This window comes from Sorangium sp. So ce281 (genome assembly GCF_051527395.1).
GTDB classification, from domain to species: Bacteria; Myxococcota_A; Polyangia; order Polyangiales; family Polyangiaceae; genus Sorangium; species Sorangium cellulosum_B.
In genome coordinates this window covers 1,043,938-1,060,929 of record NZ_CP150322.1, presented here as the reverse complement: position 1 = coordinate 1,060,929, position 16,992 = coordinate 1,043,938, and the positions used below count along the sequence as shown (strand labels likewise).

13 protein-coding genes are annotated in these 16,992 nt (G+C 72.4%); 6 read left to right on the top strand and 7 right to left on the bottom strand.

Going from position 1 to position 16,992, the window contains the following annotated elements; translation table 11 throughout:
- Positions 1–99 precede the first annotated feature (99 nt).
- The 5 genes from WMF27_RS03910 to WMF27_RS03890 all read right to left on the bottom strand — a co-directional run bounded on the left by WMF27_RS03910 (position 100) and on the right by WMF27_RS03890 (position 8,873).
- Positions 100–4,023, bottom strand: coding sequence for an ATP-binding protein (locus WMF27_RS03910; RefSeq protein ID WP_437761595.1), 3,924 nt, complete (start codon positions 4,021–4,023; stop codon positions 100–102).
- A 147-nt stretch (positions 4,024–4,170) separates the two neighbouring features.
- Positions 4,171–5,190 (bottom strand): metalloregulator ArsR/SmtB family transcription factor, encoded by a 1,020-nt coding sequence (locus WMF27_RS03905; protein ID WP_437761596.1) that lies wholly within the window; start codon positions 5,188–5,190, stop codon positions 4,171–4,173.
- A 210-nt stretch (positions 5,191–5,400) separates the two neighbouring features.
- A complete protein-coding gene (locus WMF27_RS03900) occupies positions 5,401–6,063 on the bottom strand; it encodes a glutathione S-transferase N-terminal domain-containing protein (RefSeq protein WP_437761597.1) in 663 nt (220 codons plus the stop codon).
- A gap of 34 nt (positions 6,064–6,097) precedes the next feature.
- A complete protein-coding gene (locus WMF27_RS03895; RefSeq protein ID WP_437761598.1) occupies positions 6,098–7,798 on the bottom strand; it encodes a right-handed parallel beta-helix repeat-containing protein in 1,701 nt (566 codons plus the stop codon).
- Positions 7,799–7,931: 133 nt separating this feature from the next.
- The gene (locus WMF27_RS03890) at positions 7,932–8,873 is read right to left on the bottom strand and encodes a helix-turn-helix domain-containing protein (RefSeq protein WP_437761599.1); all 942 of its coding nucleotides are present in this window, start codon (positions 8,871–8,873) and stop codon (positions 7,932–7,934) included.
- Positions 8,874–9,043: 170 nt separating this feature from the next.
- Between WMF27_RS03890 and WMF27_RS03885 the strand changes: the two genes are divergently transcribed.
- The 4 genes from WMF27_RS03885 (at position 9,044) to WMF27_RS03870 (ending at position 11,694) form a co-directional block, all read left to right on the top strand.
- Positions 9,044–9,499 carry a nuclear transport factor 2 family protein gene (locus WMF27_RS03885; protein WP_437761600.1) on the top strand — a complete coding sequence of 152 codons (456 nt, stop codon included), beginning with the start codon at positions 9,044–9,046 and terminating at the stop codon, positions 9,497–9,499.
- Positions 9,496–10,404 carry an NmrA family NAD(P)-binding protein gene (locus WMF27_RS03880; protein ID WP_437761601.1) on the top strand — a complete coding sequence of 303 codons (909 nt, stop codon included), beginning with the start codon at positions 9,496–9,498 and terminating at the stop codon, positions 10,402–10,404. Before WMF27_RS03885 ends, WMF27_RS03880 begins: the two co-directional genes overlap by 4 nt.
- A gap of 236 nt (positions 10,405–10,640) precedes the next feature.
- Positions 10,641–11,048 (top strand): PAS domain S-box protein, encoded by a 408-nt coding sequence (locus tag WMF27_RS03875; protein ID WP_437761602.1) that lies wholly within the window; start codon positions 10,641–10,643, stop codon positions 11,046–11,048.
- Positions 11,002–11,694 (top strand): STAS domain-containing protein, encoded by a 693-nt coding sequence (locus tag WMF27_RS03870; RefSeq protein WP_437761603.1) that lies wholly within the window; start codon positions 11,002–11,004, stop codon positions 11,692–11,694. Before WMF27_RS03875 ends, WMF27_RS03870 begins: the two co-directional genes overlap by 47 nt.
- A gap of 37 nt (positions 11,695–11,731) precedes the next feature.
- Here the strand turns inward: WMF27_RS03870 and WMF27_RS03865 are convergent, their stop codons facing one another.
- Together WMF27_RS03865 and WMF27_RS03860 are read right to left on the bottom strand one after the other, a co-directional pair.
- A complete protein-coding gene (locus tag WMF27_RS03865; RefSeq protein ID WP_437761604.1) occupies positions 11,732–12,364 on the bottom strand; it encodes a MarC family protein in 633 nt (210 codons plus the stop codon).
- Between the two features lie 238 nt (positions 12,365–12,602).
- Entirely contained in the window at positions 12,603–14,162 is a 1,560-nt protein-coding gene (locus WMF27_RS03860; protein ID WP_437761605.1) for a dipeptidase, read from the bottom strand.
- A 294-nt stretch (positions 14,163–14,456) separates the two neighbouring features.
- Between WMF27_RS03860 and WMF27_RS03855 the strand changes: the two genes are divergently transcribed.
- Complete coding sequence (locus WMF27_RS03855) at positions 14,457–14,903, top strand: hypothetical protein (RefSeq protein WP_437761606.1); 447 nt, start codon at positions 14,457–14,459, stop codon at positions 14,901–14,903.
- A gap of 95 nt (positions 14,904–14,998) precedes the next feature.
- On the top strand, positions 14,999–16,906 hold the full coding sequence (locus tag WMF27_RS03850) for a DEAD/DEAH box helicase (RefSeq protein WP_437761607.1): 1,908 nt from the start codon (positions 14,999–15,001) through the stop codon (positions 16,904–16,906).
- Positions 16,907–16,992 lie beyond the last annotated feature (86 nt).

The following is a 16,992-nucleotide window of genomic DNA, read 5'->3' as shown; positions in this document are numbered from 1 at the left end:
GGCCCCGTCGGAAGCTGCCTCGGTCTCGCCGCGGCGCGCGTCGCCACAGCGCTCCGGGCGCGGTCACGTCGTGTCGTCGTCGAGGATCTCTGACGTGGATCACTCGGGCCTGCGGGCCGGTGGCTCCTCGAGGAGCGACGTCAATCGATCGATCTGGATGGGCTTGACGAGGTGCGTCTCGAAGCCTGCCCCCTCGGAGCGCCGGAAATCCGCCTCCTGCCCGTAACCGGTGATCGCGATCAGGCGAACCCGCTCACCCGCCGGCTGCTCGCGGAGGCGCCGCGCGAGCTCATAGCCGTCCATCACCGGCAGCCCGATGTCGAGCAGCGCGACGTCGGGCGCGAACTCTTCCGCGATCCGGAGCGCGGACGGGCCGTCGGAGGCGACGCGCGTCGTGTACCCCATCGCGCCCAGCGACTCGGCCAGGAGCTCGACCGCATCGAGGTTGTCGTCCACGAGCAGGATGCGGCGCCGGTCGACGAGCGATCGAGTCCCCCGCGCCCCGGACATCCTGCGCGCCGGCGCGGCCTCGGGCGAGCGCACGTTCGCCGCGGCCGGCAGCCGGATGGTGAACTCGCTCCCGCGCCCGCGGCCCTCGCTGTGCGCGCTCACGCGGCCGCCGTGCATCGCGATGAGGCTGTGGACGATGGCGAGGCCCAGGCCCAGGCCGCCCTGGGAGCGGTCGAGCGCCTGGCGCTCCTGCACGAAGCGCTCGAAGACGCTCGGCAGCATCTCGGGGGCGATGCCGATGCCGTTGTCGCGCACGGAGAGGACGACCTCGCCCTCCATGCACCCGGCCCGGACGGCGATCTCGCCGCCGCTCTCGGTGTACTTCGCGGCGTTCGTGAGCAGGTTCGAGACCACCTGGGCGAGCCTCGTGACGTCGCCCTCCACGGCGAGGCCGCTCGAGGGGACCGCGACCGTGAGGTGGTGCCGGCGCTGATCGAGCAGCGGGCTCGCCAGCTCGACCGCCTTGGCCACGACCTCCGCGATCTCGATCCGCTGCTTCTTCAGCTCGACCTTGCCCCGCGTGATGCGGGAGACGTCGAGCAGGTCTTCGACGAGCGCCGTCAGGTGCTTGATCTGGCGCTCGATGACGAGCCGCTCGCGCTCGGCGTGCCCTCCGGCGCGGAGGCGCATCAGGTGGAGCGCCGTGACGATCGGCGCGAGCGGGTTCCGCAGCTCGTGGCCGAGCATCGCCAGGAACTCGTCCTTCGCGCGGTTCGCCCGCTCCGCGTCGCGCCGCGCGTCCTCCGCGCGGCGCAGCAGCTCCTCGCGCTCCCGCGCCGCCGCCTCGAGCTTCTTTCGCGCCCGCACGTACTCGGTGACGTCGAGCGCAACGACCAGGATCCGGGCGAGGGCAGCGCCCGGGTCACGCATCGGGTGCATGTTGAAGCTCCAGTACGCTTCTTCCCGCACGCCGTCCCCGCGATCGAGGTCGAACCGGTAGTCGTGCGTGACGAACGGCTCGCCGCTCGCGAATACCCGGGAAAAGACCTCGAGGAGCGGCGAGCCGACGATCTCCGGGAAGGCTTGCGCCAGCGTGCTTCCGATCACGTCGCGATGGCCCACCATGGCCACCAGGCGTGGGTTCGCCATCTCGATGACGTGCTCGGGGCCACGGTAGACGGCGATCCCGACAGGCGCCTGCTCGAACAGCGCAAACATCTTCCCGCGCTCCCGCTCCGCGGCCCGCCGGTGCTCGCCGAGCTGGAGGTGCGTCGCGACGCGCGCGATGAGCTCGCGCGCCGAGAACGGCTTCACGAGGTAATCGTCGGCGCCGGCCGCCAGCCCCTCGACGCGAGACTCCTCGCCCGCGCGCGCCGAGAGCATGATCACCGGCACGCACCGCGTCGCCGGATCGGCGCGCAGCGCCCGGAGCAAGCCAAAGCCGTCGAGGCCCGGCATCATCACGTCGGCGATGACGAGATCCGGCGGTGACCGCCGGGCGACATCGAGCGCGGCCGCGCCGTCGCTCACGGCCTCGACGGTCCACCGCGTATCGAGGATGCGCCGCACGTACATGCGCATGTCGGCGTTGTCATCGGCGAGGAGGATGCGCGCGCTCGGGTCGAGCGGCACCGAGAGGTGATCGGACTCGACACGATCGGCCGAAGCGAGCGCCAGGGCGGGCGCCTCCGCGGCGAGCTGCCACCGCAGCGCCTCCTCGACGTAGGGCGCGGCGCCGGTCGCCGTCGACGAGAGCGTCTTCTCGGCGTGGATACGCTCTGCCGGCAGGTGCGCGGACCCGCGCGGGATCGCGATCGTGAACGCCGTCCCCTCGCCCAGGCGGCTCTCCGCCCGGATGCTGCCGCCGTGCAGCCGCACCAGCTCGTGCACAAGCGCGAGCCCGATCCCGGAGCCCTCATGCGTGCGCGCGCGTGCCCCCTGGACGCGGTGGAAGCGCTCGAAGAGGTGCGGCAGCTCGTGCTCGGGTATGCCGGTGCCCGTATCGCGCACCACGAGCTCGACCTGGTCCCCGCGCGCGCGGAGCAACAGGAGGATCTCGCCGTCGAACGTGAACTTCAGGGCGTTGGACAGCAGATTCAGCACGATCTTCTCCCACATGTCCCGGTCGACGAAGACCGGCTCCGGGAGCTTCGGGCAGTCCACCTTGAACGCGAGCCCGGCTCGCTCGATCGCGGAGCGGAACGCGCTCGCGAGATCGACGGTGAGGCCAGCGAGGTCCGTTGGATCGTAGGACGCCTGCGCACGGCCCATCTCGAGGCGCGAGAAGTCGAGCAGCGCGTTGACCAGCTTGAGCAGGCGCAGCGCGTTGCGGTGGGCGAGCGAAAGGTGCTCGCCGCAGAGCGCGCGCTCCGGCGACGCGAGCGCGTCCTCCATGGGGCCGAGCATCAGCGTCAGCGGCGTCCGGAACTCGTGGCTCACGTTGCTGAAGAACAGCGTCTTCGCGCTGTCGATCGCGGCGAGCTCCTCGGCGCGCCTGCGCTCTTCCTCGTAGGCCCGCGCGTTCGCGATGGCGGTCACCACCTGATCGGTGATCAGCCGAAACAGCCCGCGATACGGCTCATCGAGCAGGCGATGCGGGCTGACGCCGCCGACGAGGAAGCCATACGGACGAGGTTGGCCCGGCCGCGAGAGGGGCAGGACGATCGCCTGCTCCGGCGCGCTGCCCCAGCGGCCGACGGGCAAGGCGCCGAAGCGGGCCGCGAGATCGCAAACGAGGAGCTCGCCAGCGGCGCGCGCCGCCTCCGCGAGCGGCCAGGCCGAGGCCTCGTCGCCTCGATCCTGGAGGGAGACGCGCGCCGGCTTCGCCGCTCCCTCGTATCCGTCGAGCCCGCTCGCGCCGACGAGGCGCGCGTCGCCCGGGTCGCCGTCCAGGAGGTAGAGCAGCGAAAACGGCAGGTCGGCGTCGTTCGCCGCGAAGATCTCTGCGGCTGTGCAGCACGCCTCCTCGGCAGACTTCGCCTGGGCGGAGCGCGTCGCGAGATCGCGCAGCATGCGGAGCTGGCGCGCGTCGAGCACTTGCTCCGTGGTCTCCTTCACCGTGATGAGGACGCCGACGACCGGCTCGGCGTCGCCGGGTATCGGGCTGAAGGAGAGCGTGAAGTACGTCTCCTCGACGAAGCCTCGCCTCTGCACCGGGAGCAGGAGGTGCTCGCTCCACGTCGCGGGCCCCCCGTCGAGCACGCCCTGCGCCATCGGGCCGACGACGTCCCAGACCTCGGCCCAGACCTCGGCCGCCGGGGCGCCCACCGACGCAGGGTGCTTCATTCCCAGGATGGGTCGATAGGCATCGTTGTAGATCTGCAGAAGCTCCGGCCCGACCAACATGATCATGGGAAACCGATTGCCGAGCACGAGGCCGACCACGGTCTTGAGGCTTATCGGCCATGTCGCGACAGGGCCGAGCTTCGTCTTCGCCCAGTCGATCGAGCGCATCAGGGCGCCCATCTCGCCGCCCCCGGCGAGGCACGCCTCGGCGCTCGCGTCCAGGGCACCACCATCGAGCGAAGGCTCGGCGACATCTGAAGATTTCTTCCATATGCCGGCTGGCCGCATGCACCGCCATGGTGGATGAAATCCACGGCTTTTGCCACCGGGATACGAGCGCGGCCCAGGCGCCGCCGGCCTTGAGCCGCCCCTGCGGTCATACGGGCGAACGCGGCGGCCTCGGGGGACGGCGCCCTCTCGCGCCGCGACGTCGCCTCACTCGCGGAGCCGCGTATCCGTGTTGTAGCCGCGCGGCGCGAGGGGCGAGAGCCTCTCCAGCCAGATCTGCTCGAGCAGGGTGAGCTCATCCGCCACGGAGAACCCGGGCTCGTCCTTCTGCTGCACGACCTCGAGCACCTCGAATGTGAAGGCGTCGGCGCCGTGCTGCTGCCAGTCCCGCTGGAGAGCCTGGTTCTGGTGCCCGCCGATGGACAGCATGAAACGGTGCTTGTTGAGCGGCCCATGGAGGTTCGTGCTGCTGCCGAGCAGGACCTTGCCGTTCACCGTGTTCTTGACCTGGAAGATGCCCGCCTGTTTCGGGGTCTCGAGGTACTTCCGCTTCATCTCCTTGCGCGTTTCCATCGTGCTCGCTCTCGCCTTCTTCGTCCCTGACCCGGGCGTCGTGTCCTTCGCCTCGGGTGTCCTGGTCTGTTCCGCGATCAGCTCGTAGTGCAGGCCGTCGCGCGTCATGTATCCCTCGTCGACGAGCATGCGCCGGATCGTGCAATGGTCGGGATACATGGTCTGGATGATCTCGTTCACCTCCTGCTCGCGATAGCGCCGGCCCGCCTGGAACTTGCCCAGGAACTGCTCGAGCACGATGCGCCGCTTGCGCCATTGCTTCGGCATCTGGACGAGCACGCCCCCGCGGAAGAAGGCGCGCATCACCTGGCTCCGGGCTCGCTCCGCGCGCCGCCGCGCAGCGCCGCCGGCGGCGGAGGGCAGCGAGACGAGCTCCTTCAGCGTGAGGCGGAGCAGATCGTCGCGCAGCGCATAGACCAGGTAATACTGGGTCTTGCGCTTGGTCACCAGCCCGGCCTCGTCGAGCTTCCGGAGGTGGAAGGAGACCGTGGAAGGCGCGCGACCCAGCCGCTCGGCCAGCTCCTCGGCGCAGTGCGGCCGCTCGATCAGGGCGTTCACCACCTGGAGCCGCGACGCGTCGGCGAGCGCCTTGAGCACGCCGAGGCGCGCCTCGACGCCCAGCTCGCGCGCCGGGGGATCTGGTTCGATGGTCATCAAAGTGAATCTAGGCGGCGCGGGGGCGCCGTCAATCTGTTTCGACAGTAATCGAAACGGAAGCGCGCGGGACGGCCGCCGCTCATTCAAGCGCAAGCGTCACCGTCGAGCCACGGCCGGGCTCGGGCGGGGGCGGGATGCGGGCGGGAGATGACGAGCGTCGACCCCGCAGGGGCGGCGCGCGCCGCCTGGGGGCCTCACTTCAGGAGATCACGGCGAGCGGTGCTGCGTGGCGGTCATGGACGGGCGCTGGCCGACGACGTCGAACCAGCGCGAAAGGCCGCTCCGGCCGCTTCGCCACGCCCGATCCGGCCAGCGGAAGTCGAGGTAGCCGAGCGCGCAGGCGACCGAGATCGCGCCGATGTCCGCGAGCGCTCCCGACAGCGTACCGGCGTCGCGCTCCAGCCTGTCGAGGCCGGCCTCGATGGCAGCCGCCTGGCGCTGCATGACGCTGCTCGATCGCTCGTCGGATGGGCGATGCTCGTCGGCGAAGAGGCGCCCGGCAGCAGCGCTGACACCATCCGCGATGCCCTGCCGGAGCAAGGCGCTCCACCGCGCCTCTCCCGGCGCTGGATACAGGCCGCCGGCCGCGAGGTGATCCAGGTATTCGCAGAGGAGCGCCGACTCGAAGAGCACCTGCCCGTCCTCCAGCACCAGCGTCGGGACCTTGGCCAGCGGGTTCAGCGACCGCAGCGCCGCGTCCGACCAGGGATTGACCAGCACAAGATCGATCCGGTCTCCCAGCTGCAGCTCGTGGGCGGCGACCCGCACCTTGCGGGCAAAGGGGGATGTGGGAGCGTAGAAGAGCTTCATGGCGAACAGCCCCTGAGAAATCCACTCATCTATTGGTATCTCAGCAAAGAAACATTGCACAGGGAGGCGGGGAGACGGGGAGATTGTTGGGCTTTCAAGGCGGCGGCCAGCGGACGCCGAGCCCCTGATGCGGCGAGTCGGCGCTCAAACGGACGTCGTCCGCAGGGGCCGGCAGCGCGCGCCACACGTCGGGGTGCTGATCGGGCTGCTTGCCCTGGCTCTCCGCGAGCGCCTCGTAGAGCGCGCCCCGGTGGAGGACGTAGGCTCCCTTGGGGTACGTCACGGCGCGCTCGTCCGGGCTGAGCGTCGCGCGGTCGGTCCACCACTCCAGGCGCCGGTAGTCCTCGTCGAGGCCGCCCCCCATGAAGTCTCGGAAGCGGACCCGCTCCACCGCGACCGTCGGATTGTCCTCGGCCTGCACGCTGTCGAAGAGCCACTTGATGAACGGATAGGGCCCGTCCACCCGGTTGCCCTTCAGGATGTGCGGGTTCGGCGCGTTGCTGCCCACCGCGAAGACCTGCACCGGCTCGTCCGCGTCGGGGTACACCTCGCCATAGTTGAAATGGAAGCCGAGGAAGACGTTGCGCTCGAAGCGTATCGTGGCGCCGGTGTCCACCGCGTGCGTGTACACCCCGCTCAGCGACGTGTCGGCGAAGTAGTTGTCCGTGAACGAGACCGTGTCCGAGGGCGAGCGCGGATCGCCGTCCACGCGCGTCGGGAACAGCTCGACGAAGAGGTCGCCCGTCCCGATCACGAGGTTGTGGTGGAAGCTCGAGCTGCCGTAGCGCTGGCCGAGCTGCACGTTGCCATCCTGGTAATGGTCGAACGCCGACCGCCACCGGACCGCGCCCGGCCCGATGACGTTGTGGTGGATCTCGCAATCCGAGCCGAGCTGCCCGACCTGCAGCGCCTCGGTGCCGGTGCGCAGGAACCGGTTATCGTACACCTCGAGGCGCTCGAACGCGTGCTGCGGCTGCGCCTGGGTGCTGCCGAAGTAGATCCCCTCCGAGCCGACGTCGTGCACGTAGAGGTCGTGGATCTTCACGTTGCGCATCGTGGCCTGCCCGTCGTCGTCGGTCTTGGCGATGATGCCGGCGAACTCGGCGCGCGCGACCTCGAGGGTGTCCAGCTCGAACTCCGACGCTCCTCCGCCGATGGCCAGCCCCGAGAGGCCCTCTTTGCTGAACGCGTCGTCGATGAAGATGCCGTACGTCCCCTGGCCATGGGCGAACGCGCCCTCGGCGTGCCCCCGGAACCCCTCGTCTCCGGTCTTCGAGACAGGGTCGTGGCGGCCCGTCAGGATCCAGCCCTTTCCGCCCTTGATCACGAACACGTAGTTGGCGGCGTCGCCCCCGACCTTGACCTGTCCGCCGAGGTTCGTGATCACGAGCGGGCGCTCCGCGCTCCGCTCGGGCAGGCCGCCGAGCAGGATGCTCCGGTAGCGGCCAGCCGGAATGTAGAGCCGATCGAGCGCGCTCCAGTCGACCTCCGGGAACGACCCGGCGAGATCGGGATAGGCGATCTCGGGGAGCTCACCCTCCCTCGGGGCCGGCTCCGGCAGCGTGAAGGTGGTCGAGGGCTGGCCGAAACGACCGTAGGCCGGGACGCCCGGCGTGGAGCCCCCCGCGCCAGGCGAGGAGCCACCGGCGGCGCCCGCGCCCGACGTGGAGCCTCCGGCGCCGCTCGCGCCCGGCGTGGCGCCTCCGGCGCCAGCGGTGGACTCCGCATCATCGCCGTCGCCGCCGCACGCCGCCATCGCGACGAGCAGGACACCTATCCTCGCGCCTTGCCGCATCCGCAGGAGGATACGCCATCAGCTGGGCACGCTGCGCCGAAAGCCACGCACCGCGCGACGGCGCGTGGGCGCTGGTGCTCAGATCCGGGTGGACGTGATACCGGCTGCGCCGCAGAGCAGCGCTTCCCTCCCGTCAACCTACGCGTCTGACGGTGTGCGCACCGTCGTGCTCTCGCCGCCTCGCCTGCCGGTAGCCGAGGGGGCTCACGCCGTGGGCGCGCGCGAAGGCGCGCCCGAACGCGGGCTCGCTGTCGTAGCCGACGCGGGCGGCGACGAGCTTCACCGGGAGCGTCGTCTCGCCGAGCAGGACCGCGGCGCGCTCGAGGCGCAGCCGGCGCACGTGATGGCCGAGCGGCTCGCCGAGGAGCGCCGTCGCGCGCGCCGCGAACGCGGATCGCGAGAGCCCGGCCGCTCGCGCGAGGTCCCCGAGCTCCCACGCGCGCTCGGGCGAGGCGCGCACCCGCGCGAGCGCGGCCGCGATCGGCTCGTCCCGGAGCGCGTCCCGCCGCGGCAGCGACGCCGCGGGGTCGCGCAGCGCGCTCGCGAAGAGCGCGTGCGCCCACGCCTCGCCGACCGAGCGGCGCAGCGCCGCCGACAGGGCCGGCGGGCCGGCGAGCAGCGCGAGCGTGTCGTTGAGCCAGCGCGCGAGCCCCGGCGTCGCGCCCGCGACGTGCACCGCCGGCGGCAGCAGGGCGACCCACGGGGCGCCCGCCGCGTCGACGTGCAGGTCGACGACGACGAGGCGCGTCTCCGGCGGGGCCTCCGTGGCCAGGGCGTCGTCGGCCACGGCGCGCATCCCGCGGCAGAGGGCCTCCGGGTGCGCGAGCGAGGTCGTCGGCCGATCGCGGATGGCGTGCTCCTCGGCGCGCGGCAGGAACACGAGCTCTCCCGCGCCGAGCGCGAGCCGCCGGCGCGCGACGTCGATCCACCCGCCGCCGCCGAGCGCCGCATACACCCGGGCGGAGGCGCGCTGCGCCGGCTGCCGCTTGCCCCAGCGCTCGCCGAGCGCGAAGCGCCTCACCTCGGCCTCGCGGAGCACGACGCTCCGGGCCAGCTCGTCGAAGGCGGCGGACATGGCGCGATCGACTCTACAACACCCGGCGGGCCGCGCCACGCCGGCGCGCGCGACCCGCCGCGCGGGCGGCGCCGGCCGCGGGCCGTGGACGCGCGGATCGTGGAGCTGGACGCGCGGCAATCGCGGCGCCCCTACGCTGGCCTCGTCGACACGAAAGGAAAGGACATCCCATGACGCACCCCCTGCCGCATTCCCGTCCGCTCGACGCCGCGCAGGCGCTCGACGCGCTCCTCGATCTCATCGGTCGTGACATGAATCGCTGGCTCGACCTCTTCGCCGACGACGCCACCGTCGAGTTCCCGTACGCGCCGGCGCTCGGCGCGCCGGCGCGCCTCGAGGGCAAGGCGGCCATCCGGCGCCATTTCGAGGGCATCCTCCAGAGCTTCCACGGGCTCGAGCTCCGGGACGTGCGGCGGTATCCGACGACCGATCCCGACGTCGCGCTCGCCGAGGTGCACGGCTCGGCGACCATCGGGCCCGCGCGCAAACGCTACGAGCAGGACTATGTGATGATCGTCGCGACGAGGAACGGTCGAGTCGTGCGCTACCGCGAGTACTGGAATCCAGCGCCCGTCCTCGAGGCCTTCGGCGGCGAGCTCGACGCCCATCGCGAGGAGGCGTCATGAGAACGCGCGCAGGGAGCGATGGGCCGCTCGTCCTGATCACCGGCGGGACGGGCACCACCGGGCGAGCCGTCGCCGCGCGGCTCGCGGCCGCCGGCGCGCGCGTCCGCACCGCGAGCCGCGCGGCGCCCGCCGCTCGCGACGGCGTGGAGCACGCCCGCTTCGACTGGGCCGACGCCGCGACGCACGAGGGCGCGCTCCGCGGCGCCGATTGCGTGTACCTCGTGGCGCCCGCGATGGTCGAGGATCCCTCGGCGCTCATGCTGCCCTTCGTCGAGCGCGCGCTCGCGAGCGGGGCTCGCCGCCTCGTCCTGCTCAGCGCGTCGCCCGTGGCGGAGGGGAGCCCCGGGCTCGGCCTCGTCCACCGCGCGCTCCGCGAGCGCGCTCCGGAGTGGACCGTCCTCCGACCGTCGTGGTTCATGCAGAACTTCATCGACCCGCGCCACCCGCACGCGGCGGCGATCGCCGGGCGAGGCGAGCTCACGACCGCGACGGGCGGCGGCCGCGTCGGCTTCGTCGACGCCGGCGATATCGCGGAGGTCGCCGCGCGCGCGCTCCTCGACGGCGCGCCGCACAACACATGTCACGTCATCACCGGCCCGGAGGCGCTCAGCTACGATGACGTGGCGGCCATCGTGTCCCGCATCGCCGGCCGGGCGATACGCCACGTCCGCGCCGGCGAGGAGGACGCTCGGGCGTACCTCGTCCGGGCGGGTATCCCATCGCCCTACGCCGCGTTCCTTGTGAGCCTCGATCTCGCCATCCGCGACGGGGCCGAGGACCGCGTCACCGACGTCGTTCAGCGCGTGACAGGCCGCGCGCCCCGCGCCTTCGGCGACCTCGCGCGCGCCCACGCGCACGTCTTCCGTGGAGAGCCCAGCGCGCGCCGCGGCGGCCCGGCCGCGTAGCGACGTCGAGCCGCCGAGCCCGCCGCGTCCAGCCGACAAGCGAGCTCCACGACGACTCGCCATTCACGCTCTCCCGATGTGCTCGACCCCACCACGGCGACAACACCCCTCGTCCAGCTCCCCGTTCTCCTGTAACCTGAACAGCTGCGGGCAGGCAGCGCCTTCGCGGACACCGCACCTCAGGCGTCGTCGGGCCGGACAAGTCAAGGTCGAAGCATGACCGGGGGAGATTGGCGATGGGGACGAAGGACCGCGTGGAAGACTGGCATGACGTCCTGGACAACGCTTCGCTGGGCGTCCACCTGGTGGACGCGAACGGCAAGATCCTGTGGGCGAACAAGCTCGAGCTCGAGCTCCTCGGTTATACGCGCGAGAAGTACATCGATCGACACGTCACCGACTTCCACATCGACAAGGACGTGATAGACCAGATCCTCTGCTCGCTCGCGGGCACCGGCGAGCTGGCCTCCTACCCGGCCCGCCTCCGCGCCAAGGACGGCAGCATGAAGCACGTGCGGATCAACTCCAACGTCTTCAAGCGGGACGGCCAGTTCGTCCGCACGCGCTGCTTCACGAGCTGGTTCTCGGAGACCGTCTATGAGCAGCTCAAGCGCGAGATGCTCCGGGGGCGTCGTGCCGGGTGAGCGGGCGCAGGCGATCCTACGTTACATCGAGCAGCTCAAGGAGGGAGACGCGGACGCAGCGCTCGCCGAGGGATCGGACCCTGGCGACGATCTCGGCGTGATCGCGGAGGCGCTGGGGGAGCTCGGGGATGCGCTGAGGGAGCGGGAGGAGCTCGTCCAGATCGCCCAGGCGGTCGCGGCGAGCAACCTGAGGCGGCTCGACGACCTCGCCCAGGAGCTCTCGCGCACGAGGGCCCTCAACGCGGAGCAGCAGGCGACGATCCGCGCGCTGTCGACGCCGATCATCCAGGTCTGGGAGGGCGTGCTGATGATGCCGGTGCTCGGCGCGGTCGATCGGTGCCGGGCGGATCAGATGATGCAGGGGCTCCTCGGCGCGGTGTCGAACACCCATTGCAGGGTGGTGCTCATCGATCTGACCGGCGTCGACTCCATCGACGCCTCGCTCGGGAACATCCTTCTGTCGCTGGTCCGCGCGGTGGAGCTCCTCGGGGCGAAAGGGATCATCGTGGGCATGCGGCCCGACGTGGCGCGCGGCCTCCTCGTGGACGGCGTGGACATGTCGGGGGTATCCACCTTCGCGCGGCTCCGCGACGCGCTCGTCCTCTGCATGAAGCAGGCGCCGCAGCGGGCGGGCCAGCTCAACTGACGCGCCGGGCGACGCGCCGGGCGACGCCGGACGCGCGTCACCCGTGCCAGAGCTCCTTCACCCCGTCGGCCATGAACTGCACGGCGATGGCGGCCAGGATGAGGCCCATGACGCGCTCGAGCACGGCCATGCCGGACGCCTTGAGCGCCCGCTGTACGAGCCCCGCGCCGCGCAGCACGAAGTAGGAGGCCACGAAGGTGATGGCGACGCCGGCGAGCACAAGCCCCATGGCCACGGGGTCGTTGCCCTCGCGCGCCATCAGCACCATCACCGTGGCGAGGGCGCCCGGCCCGGCGAGGAGCGGCATGGCCAGGGGCACGAGGGCCACGTCCTCCTTCGCGATGCCCTCCTGCTCCTCGGACGGGGTGGTGCGCGTCGCCGAGGAGCGGGCGCGCAGCATGTCGAGCGCCGTGACGAGCAAGAGCAGCCCGCCCGCGACGCGGAACGCGGCCAGCGAGACGCCGAAGACCTTGAAGACGACGCCGCCGAAGAGGGCGAAGAACAGCATGAGCCCGCCGGCGACGGCGCAGGCCCGCTGCGCCGTGCGCCGCACCTTCTCCGGCGGGTCGCCCGCGGTCATCGTCAGGAACAGCGGCACGATGCCGAGCGGATCCACGACGAAGAAGATCGCCGACAGCGAGACGAGGAAGACCGAGACGTAATGGGCCATGCTCATCGGATGCGTCGCGGCCCCCGCGGGCCAGGCCCATCTCCCACATCCCGGGCGGCCGCGCCAGAAATGCCAATAGCGAGGGATTTGTCAGCGTCTTCTCCTGATCTCCGCGCAGCTCAGTCGAGCGGCACAGACGAGGACGCCGAGGCGACCAGGTAATCGTGCGCGAAGGCCCCGCGCTCCTTCGCGAGGGCGAGCGGGAAACCCGGCGCGACCGCCTGTCGACGGCGAGAGGCTACCGCGTCAGCCGGAGCTCCGAATACGGAGACTCCGGCGCTCCGGCCTTCGAGGGCTGCGCTACCGGTCGTTGCGGCGACGGCGAGGGCGGCGGGACAACCCCCCGCGACATCGACCCCCACGACGGCGGGGGCGCCGGCGGCGGGGGCGCCGGCAGCAGGGGCTGCCCCGCCGGATCACCCAGCTCGGCCGCGCTGAGCTGCTGCGTGCTGCCATCCCCGGACAGCGTCGTCTCCGTCGCGGCCGCGTAGGCCTCGGCTTGCTCGAGGACCCGCACGAAGTTCCCGCCCAGCAGGCGGAGGATGTCCGCATCCGAGTAGCCGCGACGGATGAGCTCCAGCGTGATGTTCGGGGCCCCGGCGCTGCCCGCGAGCCCCTCCTTGAGCGCCTCGCTCCCCTCGAAGACGGAGCCGAGGGCGACATGCTCGATCCCTGCGATCTTCACCACGTGGTCGATATGGTCGATGATCCGCCACAGCGGCGGCGTCTTCTCCCCTTCCCGGGTCCGGAGCTTCTCGATCTCCGCGCTGAGCGCCTTCGTGTCGCCCGGGTACCTCTCGCCGAGCTCCTTGAGGTGCGCCCCGTACTTCTGCGCGAAGCGCGCCGACTGCTCGGCATACGCCTCGTCCAGGAAGAGCGCCCAGGAGTTCACCATGACGAGGCCGCCGTTCTCCGCGATCCCGCGCAGCATGTAATCGTCGAGGTTGCGGCGGCGGTGGCCGGCGGCGGGCATCGTGGAAGAGGTGATGATCGGCGCCCTGGCCACCTTCATGACGCCCTGGAACGTGCTGTCCGATGCATGCGAGACGTCGACGAGCATGCCGATCCGTTGCATCTCGCGGACCACGGCCTCGCCGAAGGGGGAGAGGCCGCGGTCGCGGACGTACCCGGGATCGAGCGCTCCTCCCGCGGAGCCCGCCCAGTCGTTCGTGGTCATGTGCGTGAGCGCCATGGTGCGGACGCCGAGGCGGTAGAACGAGCGCAGCGCGGGCAGGGAGTTCTCGATGGCGTGCCCGCCCTCGATGCCCATGAGCACGGCGATCCTGCCTTCGCGCTCGGCGCGGCGCATGTCTTTCGCGTCGCGCACGAGCAACAGCGTCTCGCGGTGGCGCTCGATCTGCCGGTGGGTCGCCTCGATGAGATCGAGCGCGCGGCGCGCGGCGCTGCCGCCGAGCCGCGCGGACGAAGGCGGCGCGGGCGCGCCGACGTGGATCGGGAAGAACGCGCCGGTGACGCCGGCCGCCTTGATCCTGGCGACCTCCTCGGCCATCAGCTCGTCGTCCGAGCTCACCTGAGCGAACGAGCCGCCGAGGAGCAGCGAGGGCACGCCGCTGTGGCCATCCACGAGGATCGCCCTGGCTTGCAGCCGCGCGGCCCGCTGCTCCGGCGCCTCGATCCCCGGGGGGATCGCCGTGAGATCGGGCGCCGACGTGTACCAGGGCCCGACGTCGGCGGCGGACGGCGCGAAGGCATCGGGCGCCGCCGCGGGCGCAGGGGAACGAACGCAGGCCGCGAGCGACGCGGCGGCGAGCAGCGCGAGCATTGGCGAGGTGCGCATGACCGGATCGTACCATGCGAGCTCGGCGGGAAAGCCAGCCATGAAGGCGGCAGGATCGTGCGCCGGAGAGGCGAGGCAGCGCCGCCGCTGGGCGCCGACATATCGGCACAGGTGGTGGCCCGTAGGCCTCGATGGCCCCCGTCGTGAGCCACCGTGGCGCAGGGCTGGCACCGCCGGCGCGCGCCGCGGAGCCGCGATAAGAGAGTGTTCTGTTCTTGGCGTCCTTGGCGCCTCGGCGGCTCATTTCTCGCTCGATCGACGTGCTCGGCGCTCTAGACTCGAACGAAAGACCCGATGTCGCTCAGACAGCGCGATTACATCCTCCGCATGATCGAGCAGCTCGCCGAGGCCGTCGGCCGGATCGCCGGGCTCCGGCGCGCCGGCGAGCTCGACGAGGCGGAGCTGCTCGTCCGCACCACCGCCGACGGGCTCTTCGGGCCGATGCGGGACATGCTCGACCGGCTCGACGCCGCGGGCGCGGCCACCCTGCTCGGCGACCACGAGAAGATCGGCGCGTACGCGGCGCTCTGCGCCGAGCAGGCCGAGATCCTCGAGCTCCGGGGCCGGGCCGCGCCGGCGCTCGCGGAGCGCAGGCGCGCGCTCGAGCTCTACCTCGAGGCGGTGAGCCGCGCGCCCGAGGGCAGCCCCCGCGCGCAGGAGGCCGCGCGCGCGCTCCTCGGCCGGCTGGACGCCGCGCGCCTGCCGGAGCGGTACCGCGCCCTCGCCGCGAAGCTCGGCTGAGCGGGGCAGCGGGGCTCGCCTGCCGCGCGCGCCGCGCCCCGCACCGATGCCGGTTGCAACGGCGCCGGTGCGCGACCATGAGATGGGGAACCCCTGTGGAGACGACCCCCTCGTCCGCCAGCTTCGCCGCGCTCGGCATCGCACCTGCTCTCCTCGCCGTGCTCGCCGAGCTCGGTTACGAGGAGCCCACGCCGATCCAGCGCGAGGCGATCCCGCACCTCCTGACCGGGCGCGACCTGCTGGGGCAGGCCGCCACCGGGACCGGGAAGACGGCCGCGTTCGCGCTGCCGCTGCTCCAGCGCCTCCAGATCGGCGGCGAGCCGCCCGGCCCCCCCCAGGCGCTCGTCCTCGTGCCGACCCGCGAGCTGGCCATGCAGGTGGCCGAGGCGATGCACCGCTACGGCCGCCGGCTCGGCGTGCAGGTGCTGTCCGTGTACGGCGGCCAGCCCTTCGGCCAGCAGCTGCGCGCGCTCCGCCGCGGGGTCCACGTCGTCGTGGCCACGCCGGGCCGGACGCTCGACCACATCGGGCGCGGCACGCTCGCGCTCGACGGCATCCGCACCGTCGTGCTCGACGAGGCCGACGAGATGCTCGACATGGGCTTCGCCGAGGCGCTGGAGGAGATCCTCTCGGCCACGCCGGCCGCGCGGCAGACCGTGCTCTTCTCCGCGACGCTGCCCCCGCGGATCGCCGCGATCGCCGGCCGGCACCTGCGCGAGCCGGTGCGGGTCAAGATCGCGGGCGAGAAGGCGGCCCCCGGCGAGCTCCCCCGCGTCCGCCAGACGGCGTACATCGTGCCGCGGGCGCACAAGTCCGCCGCGCTGACCCGGGTGCTCGACATGGAGGACCCGTCGTCGGCCATCCTCTTCTGCCGCACCCGCAACGAGGTCGACGAGCTGACCGAGGCGCTGCGCGCCCGCGGCTACGATGCCCAGGCGCTCCACGGCGGGTTCTCGCAGGAGCACCGCGATCGCGTGATGGCCCGCTTCCGCGCCGGCACGGCCGAGCTGCTCGTCGCCACCGACGTGGCGGCGCGGGGGCTCGACATCGAGCATGTCTCGCACGTCATCAACTACGACGTCCCCTGCTCCCCCGAGGTGTACGTCCACCGCATCGGCCGCACGGGGCGCGCCGGCCGCGAGGGCGCGGCGATCACGCTCGTCGAGCCGCGCGAGCACTACCTGATCCGCAACGTCGAGCGGCTCACCGGGCAGCGCATCGAGGCCGCCACCCTCCCGACCGTGGCCGACCTGCGCGCGCGGCGCCTGGAGCTGACGCGCGCCTCGCTGCGGGAGGCGCTGATCGAGGGCGGCGCCGAGCGGTTCCGGGTCGTGGTCGAGGGGCTCGCCGACGAGTTCGACGTGATGGACATCGCGGCGGCGGCGGTGAAGCTCGCCCACGACGCGACGGAGGGGGACCGGGAGGAGGACGAGGCGGAGATCCCGTCGATCCGGCCGCCTCCGCGCGGGCCGGACCGCGCCCGCGACGACCGCGCGCCGCGCGGGCCCGCGGGGCCGCGGGGGCGCCCGGGCGAGGCGCAGGCGCGGCCGCGGCGCGAGGGGCGGGAAGCGCGCGAGACCGACGGCAACGTCGCCCGGCTGTACGTCAGCGCGGGGCGCAACGCGGGCATCCGGCCGGCCGATCTGGTCGGCGCCATCGCGAACGAGGCGTCGCTGAGCTCCCGCGACATCGGCGCCATCGAGATCGCCGACGGCTTCTCCACGGTGGAGGTCCCGGCCGACGCGGCCGACGCCGTCATCGAGGCGCTGCGCGCCACGCGGCTGAAGGGCCGCAAGGTCCAGGTCCGCCGGGACGACGCGGGGTCCCGCGAGGCGCGGGGCGGGGCGGCCGAGGCCCGCGGCGGCGTGCCTGGGGCCCGAGGCGGCGTGGCTGAGGCTCGCGGCGACGGCGAGGCGGCCGAGGCCGCGCCGCGCGCCGGCTCGGCCGAGACCCGGAACGGCGCGGCGGGCATGGCGCCCCCGCGGCGTCGCCCTCGGGCCTGAGCTCCACGGAGGCGTCGGCCACGATCCCTGTGGGATCCCCCCACACGCACGCTCGGCGTGCCGTGGGAACCGCCAGGGACAGGCCA

Excerpts from the sequence above, each read along its gene's own strand:
- WMF27_RS03910 (WP_437761595.1), bottom strand. The coding sequence starts at position 4,023 with ATGCGGCCAGCCGGCATATGGAAGAAATCTTCAGATGTCGCCGAGCCT.
- WMF27_RS03905 (WP_437761596.1), bottom strand. The coding sequence starts at position 5,190 with ATGACCATCGAACCAGATCCCCCGGCGCGCGAGCTGGGCGTCGAGGCG.
- WMF27_RS03895 (WP_437761598.1), bottom strand. The coding sequence starts at position 7,798 with ATGCGGCAAGGCGCGAGGATAGGTGTCCTGCTCGTCGCGATGGCGGCG.
- WMF27_RS03890 (WP_437761599.1), bottom strand. The coding sequence starts at position 8,873 with ATGTCCGCCGCCTTCGACGAGCTGGCCCGGAGCGTCGTGCTCCGCGAG.
- WMF27_RS03885 (WP_437761600.1), top strand. The coding sequence starts at position 9,044 with ATGACGCACCCCCTGCCGCATTCCCGTCCGCTCGACGCCGCGCAGGCG.
- WMF27_RS03880 (WP_437761601.1), top strand. The coding sequence starts at position 9,496 with ATGAGAACGCGCGCAGGGAGCGATGGGCCGCTCGTCCTGATCACCGGC.
- WMF27_RS03875 (WP_437761602.1), top strand. The coding sequence starts at position 10,641 with ATGGGGACGAAGGACCGCGTGGAAGACTGGCATGACGTCCTGGACAAC.
- WMF27_RS03870 (WP_437761603.1), top strand. The coding sequence starts at position 11,002 with ATGAGCAGCTCAAGCGCGAGATGCTCCGGGGGCGTCGTGCCGGGTGAG.
- WMF27_RS03865 (WP_437761604.1), bottom strand. The coding sequence starts at position 12,364 with ATGGCCCATTACGTCTCGGTCTTCCTCGTCTCGCTGTCGGCGATCTTC.
- WMF27_RS03860 (WP_437761605.1), bottom strand. The coding sequence starts at position 14,162 with ATGCGCACCTCGCCAATGCTCGCGCTGCTCGCCGCCGCGTCGCTCGCG.
- WMF27_RS03855 (WP_437761606.1), top strand. The coding sequence starts at position 14,457 with ATGTCGCTCAGACAGCGCGATTACATCCTCCGCATGATCGAGCAGCTC.